Genomic DNA, 20,243 nt, shown 5'->3' with positions numbered 1-20,243 from the left:
AGGGCCTGTCCTTATCGTCAGAGAGACGACTATGATCGTCGCCATGTCGCGCTACGATCCGTCGGCCTTCCCCCCGTTCGCTGTCACGGTTGACCTGGTGGTGCTGACGGTGCGCGACCACTCGCTCTGCGCCCTGCTGGTCAGACGAGGTGAGCCGCCGTTCCAGGGGTACTGGGCGCTGCCCGGCGGCTTCGTCCGCCCGGACGAGGGCCTGGCCGAGGCAGCCTCCCGGGAACTCGCCGAGGAGACCGGTCTGCGCGCCCACTCCGCCCCCGGTCACGAGGCGGTCGGCCCGGCCACCGCGGGCGCCCACCTGGAGCAGCTGGCCACCTACGGGCACCCGCAGCGCGACCCCCGGATGCGGGTGGTCAGCGTCGCCTACCTGGTGCTCGCCCCCGACCTGCCGACCCCCCGGGCCGGCGGCGACGCCAGCAGCGCCCGCTGGGCCCCGGTCGGCGAGCTGCTCGGCCAGAGCCCGGCGGACGGCGTCCCGCTCGCCTTCGACCACGGCCTGATCCTCGCGGACGGCGTAGAACGCGCCCGCTCCAAGATCGAGTACTCCTCGCTCGCCACCGCCTTCTGCCCGACCGAGTTCACCGTCGGCGAGCTGCGCCGGGTCTACGAGGCGGTCTGGGGCGTCGTGCTGGACCCGCGGAACTTCCACCGCAAGGTGACCGGAACCCCCGGCTTCCTGCTGCCCTCCGGCGGCACGACGACGCGTCAGGGCGGCCGCCCGGCCCAGCTGTTCACCGCCGGCGGTGCGACCGTGCTCAATCCGCCCATGCTGCGCCCGGAGTCCTGAGTCCTGAGTCCTGAGCCCGGAGCCCGGAGCCCGGAGCCCGGCCAATCCCGTCACCCCGTGCGGGAATCGCAGGATCGGATTGTCCCCTGATCGGGTGAGCCGGACGGCCGCCCGGCCCGTCCCGCCGCCGTAATGCCCGGAATCGCCCCCGCCGCCCCCTAATGTGCTGGCGCGAGGCCGTGCGGGCACGCCGGCCCACCAGGGGGCGCCGCGCGTCCAGTGGACCGGCCGAAGGCATGGGAGCAGCCAGCGATGATCCAGAGCACCGGACTGACCAAGGTCTACCGAAAGGGTGCCCCGCCCGCCGTGCTCGACCTGACCTTCGACGTCCGGCCCGGCATGGTGACGGCGCTGCTCGGCACCGAGGAGGCGGGCAAGACCACCGCCCTGCGGCTGATGCTCGAACTCGAACGCGGTCAGGGCGTCACGCTCTTCGGCGGCCGCCCGTACCGCCGGCTGCGCCGGCCGGAGCGCGAGGTCGGCGTGCTGCTGCCGGGGCCGGGGGAGGGCGCCGCGGCGGTCGCCGGCCACCCGGGGCGCACGGCGCGCGGCCACCTGCGGATGCTCGCGGCGGCGGTCGGCGTCCCCGCCCGGCGGGCCGACGAACTGCTGGAGCAGACCCGGCTGGCCGCCGTCGCCGGGCAGCGGCTGCGCAGCTTCTCGCCGGGCATGCACCGCCGGCTGGCCCTGGCGGCCGCCCTGCTCGGGGATCCGTGCGCGCTGCTGCTCGACGCGCCGACCGAGGGGCTGTCCCCGCGCAACGTCGAGTGGTTCCACTCCTTCCTGCGCTCCTTCGCCGTCGCGGGCGGGACGGTCCTGACGACCACCCGCACCCCGCAGGAGGCCGCGCAGCTCGCCGACCGGGTGATCACCCTGGACCGGGGCCGGCTGGTGGCCGACCAGCCGGTGACGGAGTTCCGCCGCACCAGGCTCAGCCCCGAGGTGGCCGTCCGGGGGCCGCAGATGGCCCGGTTGGCGGACCTGCTGGTCGGCCAGGGCGCCGAGGTGCGCCGGGACGGCAGCGTGGGCCTCGCGGTGGCCGGCCTCGACCGGACCGAGATCGGCGAGCTCGCCTACCGCAACGGCATCATGCTGCACGAGCTGGCCGACCGGGTGGTCGAGCAGCCGGTGCCCCGGGCCGCCCTGCCGGTCGCCTCGGGCCGCTCCGGGCACCTCCGGGTCCAGCACGGCGAGCCGTCAGAGACGCCGCCCGGGGAGTCGCCCGCAGGGCCGTCCGAGGCGCAGTCCGAGGCGCAGTCCGAGGAGCCGCGGCGGGAACCGGACCAGCCGCCCGCCCCCGCCCTGCCCGCCCTGCCCGTGGCGCCGGTGGCCGCCGGCGGCGCCCGCGCGCTGCGCGGCGCCGCCCCGCGCCGGGAGGAGCCGGCCGCCCCCACCGTGGCCGTGGACCGGCTCTTCCGCGAGGGCCCCGGCGACCGGCCGCACCCCGTCCGGTCCGGGGCGGTCGGCCGCCGGACGAGCGCGGCCGACCTGCTCACCGACGACACCGTCCGGCTGAGCCGCCCGGCCCGCCCCGCCGCGGGCGCCGCCCCCGCCCTCCCCGCCCTCCCCGCCACCCCCGACGACCACCGGAGCGAGTGAACCGTGCGTGTCCTGGCCTACGAGCTGCGCCGGCTGCGCGGCCTGCGTTCCACCTGGCTGCTGCTGGCCGCCGTGCTGGTCGGCGACGCCGCCGTGGCCGCCGTGCTGGCGAGCCAGACGCCGTCCGGCCCGATGGCCGCCCCGGCCGGGGTGCGGCTGCTGACCGCCGCCGTCCCGCTGATCCCGCTGCCCTTCGCGGCGCTCGGGGCGGGCGTGCTGGGCGCGCTGTCGTACGGGCACGAGGTGCGCCACCCGGGGCTGCCGGCCTCGCAGGTGGCGTACGCGCGCCGGGTGCGGCTGCTGCTGGCCAAGCTGCTGGTGGTCGGCCCGGTGGCGGCGCTGCTGGCGCTGGCCACGCTGCTGCTGGACACGGTGGCCGTGCACCTGGCGCTGCCGTCCGGGGTGACGGTGGCGGCCTGGGCGGAGCCCGGCGCGCTGTCGGCCCGGGTGTCCGGGGCGCTGACCGGCGCCGGCCTGTCCGGGTTGGACGACCTGCCGGGGGCCTTCGCCCCGGTGGCACTGGTGGCCGGCCACGGCGTGCCGGCCGCCCTGCTGGCCTTCGTCCTGCTGACCGTGGTGGCGGCCTGGACCGGGGTGCTGACCGCCTCGCTGACCCGCAGCGCCGCGGCCGGGGTCCTGCTGCTGTGCGCGCTGCCGCCGCTGCTGGAGTCCGGCGTGGCCCTGTCGCTGCGCCGGACGGGCCGGCCGTGGCCGGGCCGGGCGGCCGAGCTGCTGCCGTTCCAGTCCGGCATCGAGTGGGCGTACGGCTGGGTGTACGGCGGCACCCGCGGGGCGACGGCCGGGGGCGCGGCGCTGACCGATCCGGCGCTGCTCGCGGCGGTGGCGGCCCCGGCCGTCCTGCTGCTGCTCGCGGCCCTGCTGCTCCAGGCCCGCCGCCGGGCGCTCTAAGCCGCTCCCCGAGCCGCTCCCCGGACCGGCCTTCGGACCGGTCCGCGGCCCTGCCCCGGCACCGGCCCGCCGGGGCGGTGGGCGCCCCGAACTACCAAGATCGACCAGCAGTGACCGCAATGCGTGGTTCTTCCCGATAAGAAGTCAATGATCCAGTCACGGTCGATCACCCTTTCGTGTGCTTTTCACGAGAATTCTCAAGCTGTGCCTGCCGATCGCCGACAAAGGAGGCGTGAACACCCTTGCGCACCCCACCATGACCCCCGCCCGTTCCGCCGAAGGGCCCATCGGCTCCGGCGAGCTGGACCGCTTCTCCTACGCCGACCGGCCGACCCCGCCGGCGCCCCGCTGGGAGGGCGCCGAGTCCGAGCTCTCCCGGGTCGGCCGCAAGACCACCAGCAGCCGCGGCCGGGGCCTGCACGGCCAGCTGGTCCAGCAGCTCGGCCAGATGATCGTCTCCGGCGACCTGGGCGCCGACCGCCCGCTGGTCCCCGAGGAGATCGGCCAGCGCTTCGAGGTCTCCCGCACCGTCGTCCGCGAGTCGCTGCGGGTGCTGGAGGCCAAGGGCCTGGTCAGCGCCCGGCCGAACGTCGGCACCCGGGTCCGCCCGGTCGGCGACTGGAACCTGCTGGACCCGGACATCATCGAGTGGCGCGCGTTCGGCCCGCAGCGGGACGAGCAGCGCCGGGAGCTGTTCGAGCTGCGCTGGGCGATCGAGCCGCTGGCCGCCCGGCTGGCCGCCGGCCACGGCCGGGAGGACGTCCAGCAGCGGCTGGTCGAGCTGGTCGAGATCATGGGCCACGCCGCCGCCCAGGCCGACCTGTCGACCTACACCCGGGCCGACGCCGAGCTGCACGCGCTGATCCTGCAGATGGCCGGCAACCGGATGCTGGAGCACCTGTCCGGGATCGTCACCTGCGCGCTGCAGGTGTCCGGCGGCCCGGCGATCTCCTGCGAGCGGCCCTCCGAGCCCTCGGTCGGCCTGCACGCCCGGCTGGTGGACGCGCTGGGCGCCGGCGACGGCACCGCCGGCGAGGCCGCGATGCGGGCGCTGCTCACCGTCCACCCCGAGATCGAGCCCTCCGTCCCCGCTCCCCGGGAGCACTGAGCGGCCCGGTCCGGTGCGCGGAGGCGCCGTGTGCCGCCCGCCCCGCCCGTACGTCCGTCCCCACCGCCGCTCCCCGTCGCCGTCCCGATGGGCCCGCCGCCCGGCGGGCGCGTCCCGGGGCCCTCCGGCCGCCTTCGCGGTGCCGCCCGGAGGGCCCCTGCGCGGCGGGGGCGGGAGCCGGTCGGAACGCCGGAGGGGACGGCGCCGCGTGCGGTAGCGTCCATGCCAACGACTTTCGGCGCGAGTGCGCGATGATGGACTCCGGCCCCGTGGCCGCGGGCACCCGAGGGGTGTGACCCGCGACACGAAGGCCATGCGTAACACTTGACGAGTAGCAGCGATGTGTCCTGAGCGGAAGCAGCTCCGGAATAACGCCAACATGTCAGAACGCTGTGTTGGTCCGCGGCGCTGCTGCCGTCCCGTAGACCCCAGTCCTCAAGCCCGAGTCGGTCGGAATCGACAGCGCGCGCCCAGGCACGCGATCTCCTTCCCCGCCCGCTCGGGCGGCCGGTACGGGTTCGAGTCCACTCATCGTCCGAGAGGTTGTTCGTGTCGGCCAGCACATCCCGTTCACTTCCCCCCGAGATCGCCGAGTCCGCGGCTCTGCTGGCGCTCATCGAGCGGGGCAAGGCCCAGGGGCAGATCGCCGGTGACGACGTGCGCCAGGCGTTCGAGGCGGACCAGATCCCGGTCACCAAGTGGAAGAACGTCATGCGCAGCCTCAACCAGGTGCTGATTGAGGAGGGGGTGGACCTCATGGTCAGCGCGGCCGAACCGGCCGGCGCCAAGCGCAAGAGCGTTGCTGCCAAGAGCCCCACCAAGCGCACCGCCACCAAGGCGGTCACCACCCGGACCCCGGCCGCCCCCGCGGCCCCGACCAAGCCGCCCGTGCGCATCGCGCCCGGCGCGCCCGTCGCGGCTCCGGCCGTCGCGGCCGCCGCCGCGCCGGCCCCCACGGTCTCCGCCGAGATCACCGTCGAGGCGACCACCGTCGTCACCGAGGTGAAGGCGACCGTGGCGAAGAAGGCCGCCCCGGCCAAGAAGGCCGCGGCCAAGAAGACCGCCGCGCCGGCCAAGAAGGCCGCCGCCAAGAAGACCGCCGCCGGCAAGACCGCCAAGGGCGACGAGGAGCTGCTCGGCGAAGAGGAGCTGCTCGAGGACGTCGCGCTGCCCGGCGACAAGCCGGGCGAGGAGGCGGAGCCCGAGGAGGAGTCGCAGGGCTTCGTGCTCTCCGACGACGACGAGGACGACGCGCCGGCCCAGCAGGTCGCCGTCGCCGGTGCCACCGCCGACCCGGTCAAGGACTACCTGAAGCAGATCGGCAAGGTCCCGCTGCTCAACGCCGAGCAGGAGGTCGAGCTCGCCAAGCGCATCGAGGCCGGCCTGTTCGCCGAGGACAAGCTCTCGGCCGCCGACAAGCTCGCCCCCAAGCTCAAGCGCGAGCTGGAGATCATCGCCGAGGACGGCCGCCGGGCCAAGAACCACCTGCTGGAGGCCAACCTCCGCCTGGTGGTTTCGCTGGCCAAGCGCTACACCGGCCGCGGCATGCTGTTCCTGGACCTGATCCAGGAGGGCAACCTCGGTCTGATCCGTGCGGTCGAGAAGTTCGACTACACCAAGGGCTACAAGTTCTCGACCTACGCGACCTGGTGGATCCGTCAGGCGATCACCCGCGCCATGGCCGACCAGGCCCGCACCATCCGCATCCCGGTGCACATGGTCGAGGTCATCAACAAGCTGGCCCGCGTCCAGCGCCAGATGCTCCAGGACCTGGGCCGCGAGCCCACCCCGGAGGAGCTGGCCAAGGAACTCGACATGACCCCCGAGAAGGTCATCGAGGTCCAGAAGTACGGCCGCGAGCCGATCTCGCTGCACACCCCGCTGGGCGAGGACGGCGACAGCGAGTTCGGTGACCTGATCGAGGACTCCGAGGCGGTCGTACCGGCCGACGCGGTCTCCTTCACCCTGCTCCAGGAGCAGCTGCACTCGGTGCTGGACACCCTCTCCGAGCGCGAGGCCGGCGTGGTCTCGATGCGCTTCGGCCTGACCGATGGTCAGCCGAAGACGCTCGACGAGATCGGCAAGGTGTACGGGGTCACCCGTGAGCGCATCCGCCAGATCGAGTCGAAGACCATGTCGAAGCTGCGCCACCCGTCGCGCTCCCAGGTGCTCCGCGACTACCTGGACTGATCGGCCGCACAGCGTCACCCGGAGGCCCGGAACCGGTACGGTTCCGGGCCTCCGGGCTGTCCGGGCCCGCCCCGGGAGCCGTTCGGGCGGGCCCGGACGGCCGGTCCGTCAGCGTCCGGGTGGCGCTTGTCGCCCGTCCGGGTGGCGGCATGCCGGTAACCGGTCGCACCGCGTAGTCGGTCACCTACGCTGTGCCGGTTGCCTGCTGCCGAGCCGACTGGAGCCTCACGGTGCTGCCCGACGTGGACCGCGCTGACCTGCCGACCCCCGCCCCGACCCGCCCGGACCTGGGCCCCGCCCGCGACGGGCGGCGGCGCCGCCGGGCCGCCGTCCTGGCGCTGCTGGCCGCCGTACCCGTCCCGCTGTTCGCGCTCGGCACGGCCGGCCCGGCCGAGGCACAGCGCCGGGTGGTCGGCGGCGACGCCGTGAGCATCGACGACCACCCGTGGATGGTGGCGCTCTCCAGCCGCCAGCAGTTCGGCAGCGGCCACTCCGGCCAGTTCTGCGGGGGAGCGCTGGTCACCCCGACCAAGGTGGTGACGGCCGCCCACTGCTTCTACGACGAGTCCAGGGGCGCCCGGGCGGACCGGCCCGGCCTGAAGGTGATCGTCGGCCGGGACGACATGCGCGGCTCGGCGGGCCGCGAGGTCGCGGTGCGGTCGGTGTGGATCCACCCCGACTACTCGTTCTCCGCCAACATGAACGACGTCGCGGTGCTCACCCTCGCCGAGTCGCAGGGCTCCCGTCCGGTGATCGACCTGATCGGCCAGGGCGAGAGCGGGCCGTACGCGCCCGGGACGCGGGCGCAGGTCTACGGCTGGGGCGACACCACCGGGCGGGGGGACTACTCACCGGTGCTGCGCGGCGTCGAGGTGTCGATGATCGCGGACCAGACCTGCGCGCACGCCTACCCGGGCGGGCAGGACGGCAAGTTCGACGCCCGCGGCATGGTCTGCGCGGGCGAGGAGAAGGGCGGCAAGGACGCCTGCCAGGGCGACAGCGGCGGCCCGCTGGTGGTCGAGGGCCGGCTGGTCGGCCTGGTGTCCTGGGGGACGGGCTGCGCCGAGGCCGCCCACCCCGGGGTCTACACCCGGATCTCCTCGGTCACGGACAAGGTGCGCTCGGCGCTGTGACGCCCCGGCGGCGGCGTGACCGCGCGGTCACGTTCTGACGTCGCGTCGGGTGGCGCCGGCCGAACGCGGGGGAAGCGGCCGGAGAACGGTGCCCCCGGGTCGCGGAGGCCCGGGAGCGGAAACGACGGAGCCGGGCGAACGGCCCCCGAGGGGGTCGATCGCCCGGCCCACCGGTCGCACGTGGTGTGCGACCGGACACAGCTCGACGTTGTCTGGCTGGTGCGGCGCCCGGGATCAGCGCTCGTCGTCGGCGGCCGTCGCGGTGGTGGTGCCGGACAGGCGGCCGCTCTCGTCCTGTATCTCCACGGCGATCTTCTTGAGCTCGGGCTCGAACTTCCGGCCGTGGTGGGCGCAGAAGAGCAGCTCGCCGCCGCTTGCGAGAACGACGCGCAGGTAGGCCTGGGCGCCGCAGCGGTCGCAGCGGTCAGCCGCGGTGAGCGGGCTCGCAGGGGTCAGAACAGTAGTCACGTCGCCTCTTCTCTAGCTCGACGAGCTGTCGTACCAGGGTCAACATCCAACCAGGTCGAAAACGTTCCCGCTCGTGGCTTTTCTTCTCTGAGGATTCTGCTGTGTTGATGAGGAGGTGCCCCGGGCGCCGGTGGTTCATGCGTACCGGATCCCAGGAGCGGACCGCGGCTCGAACGCCCGATCGGGACCGGGTGCGAGGTCCGCGTAGCATAATCCTCTGCCGGGTTGGAGCATAAGCCCCGTCCCGGGCCCCGGTAGCCTGCATCACAGCAGTTCCGGAGCCTGCGCCCGGCCCCACGATCCGCCAGGACCGGTGCTACCGGGAGGAGATGGCGCCCCCGGGGGCCACACCCGGGCGCGGTCCTTGTTCGCGCAGCGCGTACAAGCCGCGCGGGGCCGGCCTGCTGTGCTGCGCACCCGGCGGAGGGGTGCGAGCACACTGGGCGACGGATGTCGGTGCGGCGTGCTGCACTGGCGGACGGTCCGGATGTGTCCGGATGTGACCGATGAGACAGAACTTCACCGAGGAGAGTGCCGCGTGAGTGCCGAAACGACCGTGCCGTCCGCGCTGCTGGCCGGCGACGACGGTTCCAACTACACCGCGCGGCACCTGCTCGTCCTGGAGGGCCTGGAGGCCGTCCGCAAGCGCCCCGGCATGTACATCGGCTCCACCGACAGCCGCGGCCTGATGCACTGCCTCTGGGAGATCATCGACAACTCCGTCGACGAGGCGCTCGGCGGCTACTGCGACCGCATCGAGGTCCTGCTGCACCCCGACTCCTCGGTCGAGGTCCGCGACAACGGGCGCGGCATCCCGGTCGACGTCGAGCCCAAGACCGGGCTGTCCGGCGTCGAGGTCGTGATGACCAAGCTGCACGCCGGCGGCAAGTTCGGCGGCGGCTCGTACGCGGCCTCCGGCGGTCTGCACGGCGTCGGCGCCTCCGTGGTCAACGCGCTCTCCGCGCGCCTGGACGTCGAGGTCGACCGCAACGGCCACACCCACGCGATCAGCTTCCGCCGCGGCACCCCCGGCATCTTCACCGAGGCCGGCCCGGACGCGCCGTTCGAGCCCGCCAACGGACTCGCCAAGGCCCGCAAGGTCCCCAAGACCCGCACCGGCACCCGGATCCGCTACTGGGCCGACCGGCAGATCTTCCTCAAGGACGCCAAGCTCTCCCTGGAGAACCTGCACAGCCGCGCCCGGCAGACCGCCTTCCTCGTCCCCGGCCTGACCATCGTCGTGCGCGACGAACGGCTCACCGAGAGCGAGCAGGTCGAGGAGTCGGTCTTCCACTACGACGGCGGCATCGCCGAGTTCTGCGAGTTCCTCGCCCCCGACAAGCCGGTCTGCGACGTGCTGCGGCTGCACGGCGAGGGCACGTTCAAGGAGACCGTGCCCGTCCTGGACGAGCTCGGCCACATGACCCCCACCGAGGTCACCCGCCAGCTCGGCGTGGACATCGCGCTGCGCTGGGGCACCGGTTACGACACCACCCTGCGGTCCTTCGTCAACATCATCGCCACCCCCAAGGGCGGCACCCACGTCACCGGCTTCGAGCGCTCGCTGGCCAAGACCGTCAACGAGGCGCTGCGCGCGGCCAAGCTGCTGCGCGTCGCCGAGGACGACATCACCAAGGACGACGCCACCGAGGGCCTCACCGCCGTCGTCACCGTCCGGCTCGCCGAGCCGCAGTTCGAGGGCCAGACCAAGGAGGTGCTCGGCACCTCGGCGGCCAACCGGATCGTCGCCGCCGTCGTCGCCAAGGAACTGAAGGCCTTCCTCACCTCGGCGAAGAAGGACCAGAAGCTCCAGGCCCGGGCCGTCATGGAGAAGATCGTCGCGGCCGCCCGCACCCGGGTCGCCGCCCGACAGCACAAGGAGGCCCAGCGCCGCAAGACCGCGCTGGAGACCAGCTCGCTGCCCGCCAAGCTGGCCGACTGCCGCAGCGACGACGTCGACCGCAGCGAACTCTTCATCGTCGAGGGCGACTCGGCGCTCGGCACCGCCAAGCTCGCCCGCAACTCCGAGTTCCAGGCGCTGCTGCCGATCCGCGGCAAGATCCTCAACGTGCAGAAGGCCTCGGTGAGCGACATGCTCAAGAACGCCGAGTGCGCCGCGATCATCCAGGTGATAGGGGCCGGTTCCGGCCGCACCTTCGACATCGACCAGGCCCGCTACGGCCGGGTCATCTTCATGGCCGACGCCGACGTCGACGGCTCGCACATCCGCACCCTGCTGCTCACCCTCTTCCACCGCTACATGCGGCCGATGGTCGAGCAGGGCCGGGTCTTCGCCGCCGTGCCGCCGCTGCACCGGATCGAGCTGACCAACCCGAAGCGCGGCCAGGAGAAGTACCACTACACCTACTCCGACGCCGAACTGCGCTCCACCCTGCTGGAGTTCCAGCGCAAGAACATGCGCTGGAAGGAGCCGGTGCAGCGCTACAAGGGCCTCGGCGAGATGGACGCCGACCAGCTGGCCGAGACCACCATGGACCCGCGCCACCGCACCTTGCGCCGGATCAACCTGGGCGACCTGGAGCAGGCGGAGCGGATCTTCGACCTGCTGATGGGCAACGACGTCGCTCCGCGCAAGGAGTTCATCGTCGACTCGGCGGCCACCCTGGACCGCTCCCGCATCGACGCCTGACCGCGGCCGTCCGCGAGGGCCCTCCACCCGTGGGTGGAGGGCCCTCGCGTCGGTGCTTCCACCCGCGGTCCACCTCGGCGCCGATCAGTCGGGAACGCCGGATCCGTAGCGTCGGAGAGGTCAGCAGCACGCCTCTCCTGAGGACGGGGAAATCCGATGACTGGTCTCGTCAATCTCGTGGTGATCGCCGCCGTGGTGGTCCTGGTGGTCCAGCGGCAGATGCGCGCCCAACGCCTGGACGGGGAGCGCCGCTTCTGGGTGCTGCCGCTGGTCCTGGGAGTGCTCGCGCTGCGGGACCCGCAGATCATCGACCACCAGCACACCGCGCTGTCGGTCGGGCTGCTGGCGGCCGGGCTGGTCGCCGTGCTCGCGATGGGGTCGGTCTGGGGCTGGACCGTCCGGATCTGGCGGGACGCGGACGGGTCCGTCATGGTCAAGGGCACCAAGGCCACCCTGGCCGCCTGGGGCGGGATGATCGCCGTCCGGATCGGGATCTACGCGGTCGGCTCGGCGCTGGGCGTCCACCAGTCGGGCAGCTCGCTGATGCTCGGCATGGCGGTCCTGCTGCTGGTCCGCTCGATCGTGGTGAACTGGAGGGCCCGGTCGCTGGAGCCCGCGCGGGCCGCCGCCGTCCTGCACTGAGCCGCCGTCATCGCACCCGTCGTCACCGCACCCCACTTCGTGAGCACCGAGGAGGCACCCGTGGCCGGGTGGCACTGGACCCGCTGGCCGTCCCGCGAGGGGCTGGAGCGCGAGGCCGAGAGCCGGCCGCGGCGGGTCCTCACCGTGTTCGGCCGGACCGTCCTGCTGGTCATCGTCGGCTGGGGGACCTTCTCCGGCGGCAGGTACGCCGGCTGGGCGGTGCCGAGCGCGGCGGCCGGGCTGGCCGCAGCCGTCACGCTCTGCGCGCTCTACCTGCGCGCCACCCGGGAACAGCGCCCGGCGGCCTCGTATCTGCTGTCCGCCGCGCTGGTCGGCGGCGGCTGGCTCGCCAACGCGGGGACGGCCTACACGCTGGCCGACTTCCTCTGGATCGGGCTGTCCGTGACGGTCCTGATCCGGCTGCCGCTCGCACCCGCGCTGCTCGCCGCGGCGGCCGCGCTGGGCTCGTACGCGGCGGCCTCCCCGGCGAGCTGGCTCAGCGTCGCCGCCACCCTCGGCGGTTCCGTCCTGGTCGGCTATCTGTTGCGACTGGACATCGAGGCGCGCGGCACCGCCCGCCGGCTGCTCGCCCAGGAACGCGCCGCCCGCGCGGCGGAGGCGGAGAGCGCCGCGCTCGCCGAACGGGCCCGGATCGCCCGGGAGATCCACGACGTGCTCGCCCACAGCCTGTCCGCGCAGCTCGTCCACCTGGAGGCCGCCCGGCTGATGCTGGACGCCGGGACGGACCGCGAGCAGATCCGCGAACGGGTGGTCGCCGCCCGGCGGATGGCGCAGGACGGCCTGGTCGAGACCAGGCAGGCGCTGTCCGCGCTGCGCGGCGAGTTCACGCCGGTCGGGGAGTTCCTGGTCGAGTTGGCCGACCGGGAACGGGCGACGCTCACCGTGGCCGGCACCCCCCGGCCGCTCGCCGCCGAGGCCGCCCTCGCGGTGCGGCGCACCGCGCAGGAGGCGGTCACCAACGTCCGCAAGCACGCGTCGGGTGCCCGCTGCTCGGTCGAACTGCGCTACCTGGACGACGCGGTGGAGCTGGAGGTGCGCAACAGCCGGGCGCCGCGCGGCGAGTCGGCCGGCCGGCCGGCGTCCCGCGAGCTGGCCGACAGCGGCAGCGGGTACGGTCTGCTGGGGATGCGCGAACGCGCGGAACTGCTCGGCGGCACCCTGCTGGCGGGCCCGGAGGACGGAGGGTGGCGCGTGCTGCTGCGGGTGCCGGCATGACCGGTGGAGCGGTCACCAGGGTGCTGGTGGCGGACGACCAGACCGTGGTGCGCGAGGGCATCGTGATGCTGCTGGGGCTGCTGCCCGGCATCGAGGTGGTCGGCGCGGCCGCGGACGGGGAGGAGGCCGTCGCGCTGGTGGAGCGGCATCACCCGGACGTGGTGCTGATGGACCTGCGGATGCCGCGGGTCGACGGCGTCGAGGCCACCCGGCGGATCCGCGCCGAGCACCCGGGTACCGAGGTCGTGGTGCTGACCACCTACGCCGACGACGAGTCGCTGTTCCCCGCGCTGCAGGCCGGCGCGCGCGGCTACCTCACCAAGGACGCCGGCGGCGAGGAGATCGCCAAGGCCATCGCGGACGTCCGGGCGGGCGCGGCCGGGCTCTCGCCGCAGATCCAACTCCGGTTGCTGGAAAGGCTGTCGGAGAAGCCGGACCGATCGGCGCCGGCCGCCGAGCGGCCCGCCGCCGGGCCGGCGGAGCTGCCGGACGGGCTGACCGCGCGGGAGGCCGAGGTGCTCGCGCTGATCGCCCAGGGGCTGTCCAACACCGAGATCGCCCAGCGGCTGTTCGTCAGCCCGGCGACCGTGAAGACGCACATCAACAACCTGTTCGCCAAGACCGCCGTCCGGGACCGGGCGCAGGCCGTCGCGTACGCGTTCCGACACGGAATCACCGGTATGCAGCAGTAGTGCGATGAGCGTCCGTCAGATCATCCACCACCTCATCGAGTGAAGGTATCTGCGATGGTCACGGACGGTGTCCGGGCGCCTCCATCATGGTTCGGGTCAGAACGTCCGGCCGGTCCAGGAGCAGCAGTGCCACAGCAGCAGACGAGCAGTCCCGGGCAGGGACAGCGATTCGACTGGTGGGCCGCTCCGGCCGCCGCCAGCGCGTCCGACCCCTCGGCCGCGCACCGCCGAACGGCGGTACCGGCGCAGCAGCCGCCCGCCCGTCCGGCGGCACCCGCCCGGCCCGCCCCCGCCGAGCCGCCGGCCGTGCCGCTCCCGGCCGCACCGCTCTCGCCGCCGTCGTCGGCACCGTCGTCGGTGCCGCTCCCGGCGTCCGGGCCCGTACCGGCGCAGGTGCCCGCGCCCGCGCGCGTCGTCGGGCCGGCCCCGGCGGCCGCCGCCGGCCCCGACAGCGCCGAGGTCTACCGGACCGTCCAGGCCAGCGCGGCCTTCCAGGACATCCGCCGCGGCTACCGCACCTTCGTCTTCCCGGTCAGCGGCGCCTTCCTCGGCTGGTACCTGCTGTACGTGGCCGCGCAGGCCGCCGCCCCCGGCCTGATGCGCACCGAGGTGGCCGGCCCGCTCAACGTCGCCTGGCTGCTCGGCCTGCTGCAGTTCGCCACCACCTTCCTGCTGACCTGGCTCTACGCCCGCAACGCCCGGACCAAGCGCGACCGCGCCGCCCTCGGCCTGCGCTGGGACACCCAGGACCAGCTCCGGTGAGCGCCGTGACCGCGGTGACCAGCACCGCCACCCCGCCGCCCGTCGCCCCCACCGGCGACCACCACGACCTCGCGATCGCGCTGTTCGCGGTCATCGTCCTGGTCACCCTCGGCATCACCCTGTGGGTCGGCCGCCGGGGCAACGCCGCCGAGGACTTCTACGCCGGCGGCCGCGGCTTCACCCCGCTGCAGAACGGCTTCGCCCTCTCCGGCGACTACCTCTCCGCCGCCTCCTTCCTCGGCGTCGCCGGGCTGATCGCCCTGTACGGCTACGACGGCGTGCTCTACAGCATCGGCTTCCTGGTCGCCTGGCTGGTCGTGCTGATGCTGGTCGCCGAACTCGTCCGCAATGCCGGCCGGTACACCCTCGCCGACGTCCTCGCGCTGCGGCTGCGCCGGCGCAGGGTCCGGGCCGCGGCCGGCGGGGCCAGCGTCGTCGTCACTTTGCTCTACCTGGTCGCCCAGATGGTCGGCGCCGGCTCGCTGGTCGCCCTGCTGCTCGGCACCAACAGCACCGGGGCCCGCACCTGGGCCATCATCGCGGTCGGCGCGCTGATGATCGTCTACGTCACGGTCGGCGGGATGAAGGCCACCACCTGGATCCAGATCGTCAAGGCCTTCCTGCTCATCGCCGGCTCGGTGCTGCTCACCGTCCTGCTGGTGGCGCGCTTCCACGGCGACCTGTTCGCGCTGATGCGCCAGGCCGCCCAGCACAGCGGCGCCGGCCACCGCTACCTCGAACCGGGCCTCAAGTACGGCGCCACCTTCACCAGCCGACTGGACTTCTTCAGCCTGGGCCTCGCCCTGGTGCTGGGCACCGCCGGCCTGCCGCACATCCTGTCCCGCTTCTACACCGTGCCCACCGCCCGGGCCGCCCGGCGCTCCACGATGTGGGCGATCGGGCTGGTCGGCGGCTTCTACCTGATGGCCATCGTGCTCGGCCTGGGCGCCACCGCGCTGGTCGGCTCGGCCGAGGTCCGGCACGCCAACTCGGCCGGGAACACCGCCGTCCCGCTGCTCGCCCTGGTGCTCGGCGGCGGCAACGGCAGCACCGGCGGCGTGGTGCTGTTCGCCCTGATCTCGGCGATCGCCTTCGCCACCATTCTCGCCGTGGTCGCCGGGCTGACCCTGGCCTCCTCGGCGGCCTTCGCCCACGACATCTGGGCCGGGGCCTGGCGCGGCCGCCCCCGCCGCCGGCCGCTGCTGCGGCGCGGCGTGGTGCCCGGCACCCGCCCGGCCGAGGCGGCGCCCGCCGCGGACGGGGCCGCCGACGCGGACCCGGTCAGCGAGCACGAGGAGGTCCGGGTGGCGCGGATCTCGGCGGTCGGGATCGGCGCCGCCGCGATCGCGATCAGCCTCTTCGCCCAGCAGCTGAACGTCGCCTTCCTGGTCGGCCTGGCCTTCGCGGTGGCCGCCTCCGCGAACCTGCCGGTGCTGCTGTACAGCCTGTTCTGGTCGCGGTTCACCGCCCGCGGGGCCGTCTGGTCGGTGTACGGCGGTCTCGTCCCGGCGATCGTGCTGGTGTTCTTCTCGCCGGTCGTCTCCGGCACGAAGGTGGCGCTCTTCCCGGGCATCGACTTCCACTGGTTCCCGCTGGAGAACCCCGGGATCGTCTCGATCCCGCTCGGCTTCCTGGCCGGCTGGCTCGGTACCGTCACCTCGCCCGAGCCCGCCGACGCGGACCGTTTCGCCGAACTGGAGGTGCGGGCCCTCACCGGTGCGGGCGCGGCCTGAGTGCCGCGCCTCGGGGAACCCCGGCGGTCCTGGGGCCGCCGGGGTTCCCCGTGTCCGGCGCCGGCCGGCTAGCGCTGGACGGCGAGGCCGTAGCGGTGCTCCGGGCGGCCGGTGTCGCCGTAGCGCAGGGTCAGCCGCAGCCGGCTGTCCCGCTCCAGCTGCTTGAGGTAGCGCTGCGCCGTCGAGCGGCTCAGACCGGTGGCGTCGGCGACCTCCTGGGCGGACAGCGGCCGGGCCGCCCGCCGCAGCACGCCGAGCACCAGGTCGGTGGTGGGCGCCGAGTGGCCCTTGGGCAGCGGGCCGGCCGGGACGGCGGCGCTGCGCAGGGTCGCGAACAGCCGGTCCACCTCGTCCTGGCCGGCCTCCCGGGCGGGGGCGGCCAGCGCGTGCCGCAGCTGCGCGTACGCGACCAGCTTCTCCCGCAGCCCGGCGAAGGTGAACGGCTTGACCAGGTACTGCAGCGCGCCGTGCTGCATCGCGGCGTGCACGGTGGAGACGTCCCGGGCGGCGGTCACCATCATCACGTCGCAGGACACCTGCCGCTCCCGCAGCCGGCGCACCAGCGCGAGGCCGGTCTCGTCCGGCAGGTGGTGGTCGAGCAGCAGCAGGTCCACCGGTCGGCGCTCCAGCGCGGCCAGCGCCTCCCCGGCCGAGTGCGCGGTGCCGGTCACCCGGAAGCCCGGCACCCTGGCCACGTACGCGGCGTGCACGTCGGCGACCCGGAAGTCGTCGTCCACCACGAGTACGTCGATCATCACGCCTCCGCGAGCTGAGTGGTGAGCAGGGCCTCGGGCAGCTCGACGGTGAACCGGGCGCCGCCGAGCGGCCCCGCGTCGAGCACGATCCGGCCGCCGGTCCGTTCGACCAGCCGCCGCACCATCGCCAGGCCCAGTCCGCGCGGGCGGTGCGCGGGCGCGTCCTTGCTGGTCCACCCCTCTTCGAAGACCTGCTCGCGCAGCTCCTCCGGAACGCCCGGGCCGCTGTCCGCGACCTGCAGCAGCAGGGTGGAGCCGGCCGCGGCCAGGCTGACCTCCACCCGGCCGCCCCCGCTCGGGGCCCGCCCGGCGGGCCCCAGGGCGTCCACCGCGTTGTCGATCAGGTTGCCGAGCACCGTCACCAGCGCCCGGGCGTCCACCACCGCGTCCGGCAGGTGCGCGGCCGGGGCGAGCAGCAGCCGCACCCCGCGCTCGGCGGCCACCGCCGTCTTGCCGGCCAGCAGTGCGGCGACGTGCGGGTCCCGCACCTGCTCGGCGATCCGGCCGGCCACCACGGCGTGCGAGCCGGACTGCTCCGAGATGAACGCCACCGCCTGCTCGTGCCGGCCCAGCTCCAGCAGCCCGAGCAGGGTGTGCATCCGGTTGGCGTGCTCGTGGTCCTGCGCCCGCAGTGCCTCGGTGAGGCTGCGAGTGGTGTCCAACTCGCGGACCAGCGACTCCAGTTCCGTCCGGTCGCGGAGGGTGACCACGGCGCCGTGCCCGTCCGTCGCCATCCGGTTCACCACCAGCACCCGGTCGTCCCGGACGGCCGGCAGGTCGGTGCCGGTGATCCGCCCGGTCAGCACGTCCGCGAGCCGGCCCGGCGGCAGCACCTCGGTGATCGGGCGGCCGGTGCTGTCCTCCGGCAGGCCGAGCAGCCGGACGGCCTCGTCGTTGGCGATCCGGACGCGGCCGTGCTCGTCCAGCGCGACCATGCCCTCGCGGATGCCGTGCAGCATCGCCTCCCGCTCCACCAGCAGCGCGGAGATGTCGGCCAGCGCGATGTTGTGGGTGCGGCGCTTGAGTCGGCGGGCCAGCGCGAGCGTGGCGACGGTGCCGGCGGCCAGGCCGGCGCCCGCGCACAGCAGGATGCCGGTGAGCATCTTCAGCAGCCGGCGGCGGATCGAGTCGTCGCTGATGCCGACCGACACCTCGCCCACGATCCGGCCGTCCGCCGCGCGCAGCGGCACCTTGCCGCGCGCGGTGCGGCCGAGCGTGCCGTCCTGGATCGCGGTGACGCTGCGGCCGCTGAGGGCGGGCTCCGGGTCGGTGCTGACCCGGTGGCCGATCCGGACCGGGTCGGTGTGCGAGAGCCGGATGCCGTCCAGGTCGGTGACCACCACGAAGCTGGCACCGGTGGCCAGCCGGATCTGTTCGGCGTTGCGCTGCACCGTCGCCGAGTCGCGGGCCTCGGCGGCGCGGGCGATCACCTCGTCGGTGGCGGTGGCCTGGGCGATCGACAGCGCGCGCTGCATCGCGTCGTGGTCCAGCTCGTTGCTCACCGGGGCCAGGAACAGGCCGGCGGTCACGGCGGTGACACCGACCGTGACGACGGTCTGGCCGAGCAGCAGCTGGGCGAAGACCCGGCGGGGCCAGCGGGGGAGCTTCATCCGGGCCTCCTCTCGACGGGGGGCGGGGCGGGGGTCGGGACACCCTGGGTTTCCGGCGTGTTTCTGTCAGCCGCGTCCCCGCAGTTGTAGCGCAAGCAAAACGAGCAGAACACCCCTCAATGCGGAGAAGTCGCACTACGCGAAGAAGGCTCCCGCCGGGGCCGGGCCCGCTCCTACCGTTTCGGGGCAAGCACCGACCCCGGAGGAAAGCATGAGCGAGCGAAGCGAGGCGGGGGGCGTGAGGACGACCCCGGCGATCGAGCTGATCGGTGCGACGAAACGGTTCCGCACACCGTCCGGCGCCCTGCACACCGCTGTCCGCGATCTCGATCTGACCGTCGCCCAGGGCGAGTTCGTCGCCGTCGTCGGCCCGACCGGTTGCGGCAAGTCCACCACCCTGACCCTGGTCAGCGGCCTGGAGGAGCCCACCGAGGGCGACGTCCGGGTGTACGGCGAGCCGGTCCGCGGGATCGACCCCAAGGTCGGCTTCGTGTTCCAGCAGGACGCCGTCTTCCCGTGGCGCACCGTGCTGTCCAACGTGACGGCCGGCCCGCGCTTCCGCGGCGTGCCCGCCGCCGAGGCCAGGGAGCGGGCCCGGGACTGGCTCGGCCGGGTGGGCCTGGCCGCCTTCGAGGACCGCTACCCGCACCAGTTGTCCGGCGGCATGCGCAAGCGCGTCGCGCTCGCCCAGACCTTCGTCAACGACCCGACGATCCTGCTGATGGACGAGCCGTTCTCGGCGCTGGACGTGCAGACCCGCGCCCTGATGTCCGACCAGCTGCTGGAGCTGTGGGCCGGCACCGGTTCTCCCAGAAACGCAGCCTCGGTCGTGTTCGTCACCCACGACCTGGACGAGGCCATCGCGCTCGCCGACCGGGTCGTCGTGATGACCGCCGGGCCGGCCACCGTCAAGGAGGTCTTCACCGTCGACCTCCCGCGCCCGCGCACCGTGGAGGCCGTCCGACTGGAGCCGAGGTTCGTCGAGCTGTACCGCGAGATCTGGGCCTCGCTCGGCGAAGAGGTCCGCATCACCCGGGAGAGAGGAGCGGGTCGTGCCGCCTGAGACCGCGCCGGCCGCCGGCACCGCACCGGCGGCCCCCGCCACCAGCCGGACCGAGGCTCGCCAACGAGCCGCCCGCAACCGGAAGTTGAGCGTTCATGCGGCGCGCGCCGCCGTCCTGTTCGGCTTCCTCGGGCTCTGGGAGGTGTGCGCCCGTGGCGGCGTCATCGACCCGTTCAACTTCTCGCAGCCGTCGAAGATCTGGGACCAGATCTGGCAGTGGACCACCCACGGCACCGCGCAGGGCTCGCTCGGCGAGCAGATCGGCTACACCCTGTACGAGGCGCTGGCCGGCTGGGTGGTCGGCGTGATCGGCGGCGTGCTGCTGGGCATCGCGCTCGGCCGGATCCGCTTCCTGGCCGACGTGTTCGGGCCCTACATCAAGGTGCTCAACGCCATCCCGCGCATCGTGCTGGCCCCGATCTTCCTGATCTGGTTCGGCCTCGGGCCGGCCTCCAAGGTCGCCTCCGCCGTGGTGCTGGTGTTCTTCCCGGTGTTCTTCAACGCCTTCCAGGGCGCCCGCGAGGTCGACCGCAACCTCGTCGCCAACGCCCGCATCCTCGGCGCCTCCCACCGCAAGGTCACCCTGCAGGTGGTCATCCCGGCCGCCACCACCTGGATCTTCACCAGCCTGCACGTCAGCTTCGGCTTCGCGCTGATCGGCGCCATCGTCGGTGAGTACATCGGCGCCACCAAGGGCCTCGGCCTGCTGGTCGCGGCCGCCCAGGGCACCTTCAACGCGGCCGGCGTGTACGCGGCCATGACCATCCTCGCCGTCGTCGCGCTGCTCACCGAGGGGCTGCTGACCTTCGCCGAGAAGAAGCTGTTCCGCTGGAAGCCCGCCGACGCGGGCGACGGCCGCTGATCCCCTCCAGAGCCAGAGAGGCACCCCCA

At 73.8% G+C, this 20,243-nt stretch carries 17 protein-coding genes; 14 read left to right on the top strand and 3 right to left on the bottom strand.

Translation table 11 applies throughout. The annotated features are described in order from the left end of the window. Nucleotides 1–43: 43 nt before the first annotated feature. The 6 genes from ACPC54_RS26485 to ACPC54_RS26460 all read left to right on the top strand — a co-directional run bounded on the left by ACPC54_RS26485 (nucleotide 44) and on the right by ACPC54_RS26460 (nucleotide 7,741). Nucleotides 44–802, top strand: a complete 759-nt coding sequence (locus ACPC54_RS26485; RefSeq protein WP_498968248.1) for an NUDIX hydrolase — start codon at nucleotides 44–46, stop codon at nucleotides 800–802. A 252-nt stretch (nucleotides 803–1,054) separates the two neighbouring features. Then, nucleotides 1,055–2,401 carry a DUF8746 domain-containing protein gene (locus tag ACPC54_RS26480; RefSeq protein ID WP_498968246.1) on the top strand — a complete coding sequence of 449 codons (1,347 nt, stop codon included), beginning with the start codon at nucleotides 1,055–1,057 and terminating at the stop codon, nucleotides 2,399–2,401. A 3-nt stretch (nucleotides 2,402–2,404) separates the two neighbouring features. Beyond that, entirely contained in the window at nucleotides 2,405–3,310 is a 906-nt protein-coding gene (locus ACPC54_RS26475) for a hypothetical protein (protein ID WP_498968245.1), read from the top strand. A 178-nt stretch (nucleotides 3,311–3,488) separates the two neighbouring features. Beyond that, complete coding sequence (locus tag ACPC54_RS26470; RefSeq protein ID WP_498968244.1) at nucleotides 3,489–4,418, top strand: FadR/GntR family transcriptional regulator; 930 nt, start codon at nucleotides 3,489–3,491, stop codon at nucleotides 4,416–4,418. Between the two features lie 543 nt (nucleotides 4,419–4,961). Then, entirely contained in the window at nucleotides 4,962–6,608 is a 1,647-nt protein-coding gene (locus ACPC54_RS26465) for an RNA polymerase sigma factor (protein ID WP_498968243.1), read from the top strand. Between the two features lie 242 nt (nucleotides 6,609–6,850). After that, on the top strand, nucleotides 6,851–7,741 hold the full coding sequence (locus tag ACPC54_RS26460) for a S1 family peptidase (RefSeq protein ID WP_498968242.1): 891 nt from the start codon (nucleotides 6,851–6,853) through the stop codon (nucleotides 7,739–7,741). 234 nt (nucleotides 7,742–7,975) lie between these two features. Here ACPC54_RS26460 and ACPC54_RS26455 read toward each other — a convergent pair whose 3' ends face one another. Further along, nucleotides 7,976–8,209: a DUF7455 domain-containing protein gene (locus ACPC54_RS26455; RefSeq protein WP_498968240.1), complete on the bottom strand. Its 234-nt coding sequence runs from the start codon at nucleotides 8,207–8,209 to the stop codon at nucleotides 7,976–7,978. Nucleotides 8,210–8,747: 538 nt separating this feature from the next. Between ACPC54_RS26455 and ACPC54_RS26450 the strand changes: the two genes are divergently transcribed. From ACPC54_RS26450 to ACPC54_RS26425, 6 genes are all read left to right on the top strand, one after another. Then, complete coding sequence (locus tag ACPC54_RS26450; RefSeq protein ID WP_498968238.1) at nucleotides 8,748–10,859, top strand: DNA gyrase/topoisomerase IV subunit B; 2,112 nt, start codon at nucleotides 8,748–8,750, stop codon at nucleotides 10,857–10,859. Between the two features lie 156 nt (nucleotides 10,860–11,015). Then, a complete protein-coding gene (locus ACPC54_RS26445; protein WP_498968237.1) occupies nucleotides 11,016–11,501 on the top strand; it encodes a DUF1453 domain-containing protein in 486 nt (161 codons plus the stop codon). 60 nt (nucleotides 11,502–11,561) lie between these two features. Next, a complete protein-coding gene (locus ACPC54_RS26440; protein WP_498968235.1) occupies nucleotides 11,562–12,737 on the top strand; it encodes a sensor histidine kinase in 1,176 nt (391 codons plus the stop codon). Then, entirely contained in the window at nucleotides 12,734–13,429 is a 696-nt protein-coding gene (locus ACPC54_RS26435) for a response regulator transcription factor (protein ID WP_498968234.1), read from the top strand. The genes ACPC54_RS26440 and ACPC54_RS26435 overlap by 4 nt, the downstream gene beginning before the upstream one ends. Before the next feature lie 126 nt (nucleotides 13,430–13,555). Beyond that, nucleotides 13,556–14,191 carry a DUF485 domain-containing protein gene (locus ACPC54_RS26430; protein ID WP_498968233.1) on the top strand — a complete coding sequence of 212 codons (636 nt, stop codon included), beginning with the start codon at nucleotides 13,556–13,558 and terminating at the stop codon, nucleotides 14,189–14,191. Between the two features lie 5 nt (nucleotides 14,192–14,196). After that, nucleotides 14,197–15,924: a solute symporter family protein gene (locus ACPC54_RS26425; protein ID WP_498968348.1), complete on the top strand. Its 1,728-nt coding sequence runs from the start codon at nucleotides 14,197–14,199 to the stop codon at nucleotides 15,922–15,924. Nucleotides 15,925–15,992: 68 nt separating this feature from the next. Here ACPC54_RS26425 and ACPC54_RS26420 read toward each other — a convergent pair whose 3' ends face one another. Together ACPC54_RS26420 and ACPC54_RS26415 are read right to left on the bottom strand one after the other, a co-directional pair. After that, nucleotides 15,993–16,679: a response regulator gene (locus ACPC54_RS26420; protein ID WP_498968232.1), complete on the bottom strand. Its 687-nt coding sequence runs from the start codon at nucleotides 16,677–16,679 to the stop codon at nucleotides 15,993–15,995. Then, nucleotides 16,679–18,289: an ATP-binding protein gene (locus ACPC54_RS26415; RefSeq protein ID WP_498968230.1), complete on the bottom strand. Its 1,611-nt coding sequence runs from the start codon at nucleotides 18,287–18,289 to the stop codon at nucleotides 16,679–16,681. The genes ACPC54_RS26420 and ACPC54_RS26415 overlap by 1 nt, the downstream gene beginning before the upstream one ends. Before the next feature lie 211 nt (nucleotides 18,290–18,500). Here ACPC54_RS26415 and ACPC54_RS26410 point away from each other — a divergent pair, with 211 nt between their 5' ends. Next, nucleotides 18,501–19,352 carry an ABC transporter ATP-binding protein gene (locus tag ACPC54_RS26410; protein WP_498968228.1) on the top strand — a complete coding sequence of 284 codons (852 nt, stop codon included), beginning with the start codon at nucleotides 18,501–18,503 and terminating at the stop codon, nucleotides 19,350–19,352. Then, complete coding sequence (locus ACPC54_RS26405) at nucleotides 19,342–20,214, top strand: ABC transporter permease (RefSeq protein WP_498968227.1); 873 nt, start codon at nucleotides 19,342–19,344, stop codon at nucleotides 20,212–20,214. Before ACPC54_RS26410 ends, ACPC54_RS26405 begins: the two co-directional genes overlap by 11 nt. Nucleotides 20,215–20,243: the final 29 nt, after the last annotated feature.

Origin of the sequence: Kitasatospora sp. NPDC094028 (assembly GCF_049543595.1) — a bacterium.
Taxonomy (GTDB): Bacteria; Actinomycetota; Actinomycetes; order Streptomycetales; family Streptomycetaceae; genus Kitasatospora.
Note: the sequence above shows the minus strand (reverse complement) of the source record. Positions and strands in the feature narration are given on the sequence as shown.

Coding starts and splice junctions, on each gene's coding strand:
- ACPC54_RS26485 (WP_498968248.1), top strand. CDS start 44: ATGTCGCGCTACGATCCGTCGGCCTTCCCCCCGTTCGCTGTCACGGTT.
- ACPC54_RS26480 (WP_498968246.1), top strand. CDS start 1,055: ATGATCCAGAGCACCGGACTGACCAAGGTCTACCGAAAGGGTGCCCCG.
- ACPC54_RS26445 (WP_498968237.1), top strand. CDS start 11,016: ATGACTGGTCTCGTCAATCTCGTGGTGATCGCCGCCGTGGTGGTCCTG.
- ACPC54_RS26435 (WP_498968234.1), top strand. CDS start 12,734: ATGACCGGTGGAGCGGTCACCAGGGTGCTGGTGGCGGACGACCAGACC.
- ACPC54_RS26420 (WP_498968232.1), bottom strand. CDS start 16,679: ATGATCGACGTACTCGTGGTGGACGACGACTTCCGGGTCGCCGACGTG.
- ACPC54_RS26415 (WP_498968230.1), bottom strand. CDS start 18,289: ATGAAGCTCCCCCGCTGGCCCCGCCGGGTCTTCGCCCAGCTGCTGCTC.
- ACPC54_RS26410 (WP_498968228.1), top strand. CDS start 18,501: ATGAGCGAGCGAAGCGAGGCGGGGGGCGTGAGGACGACCCCGGCGATC.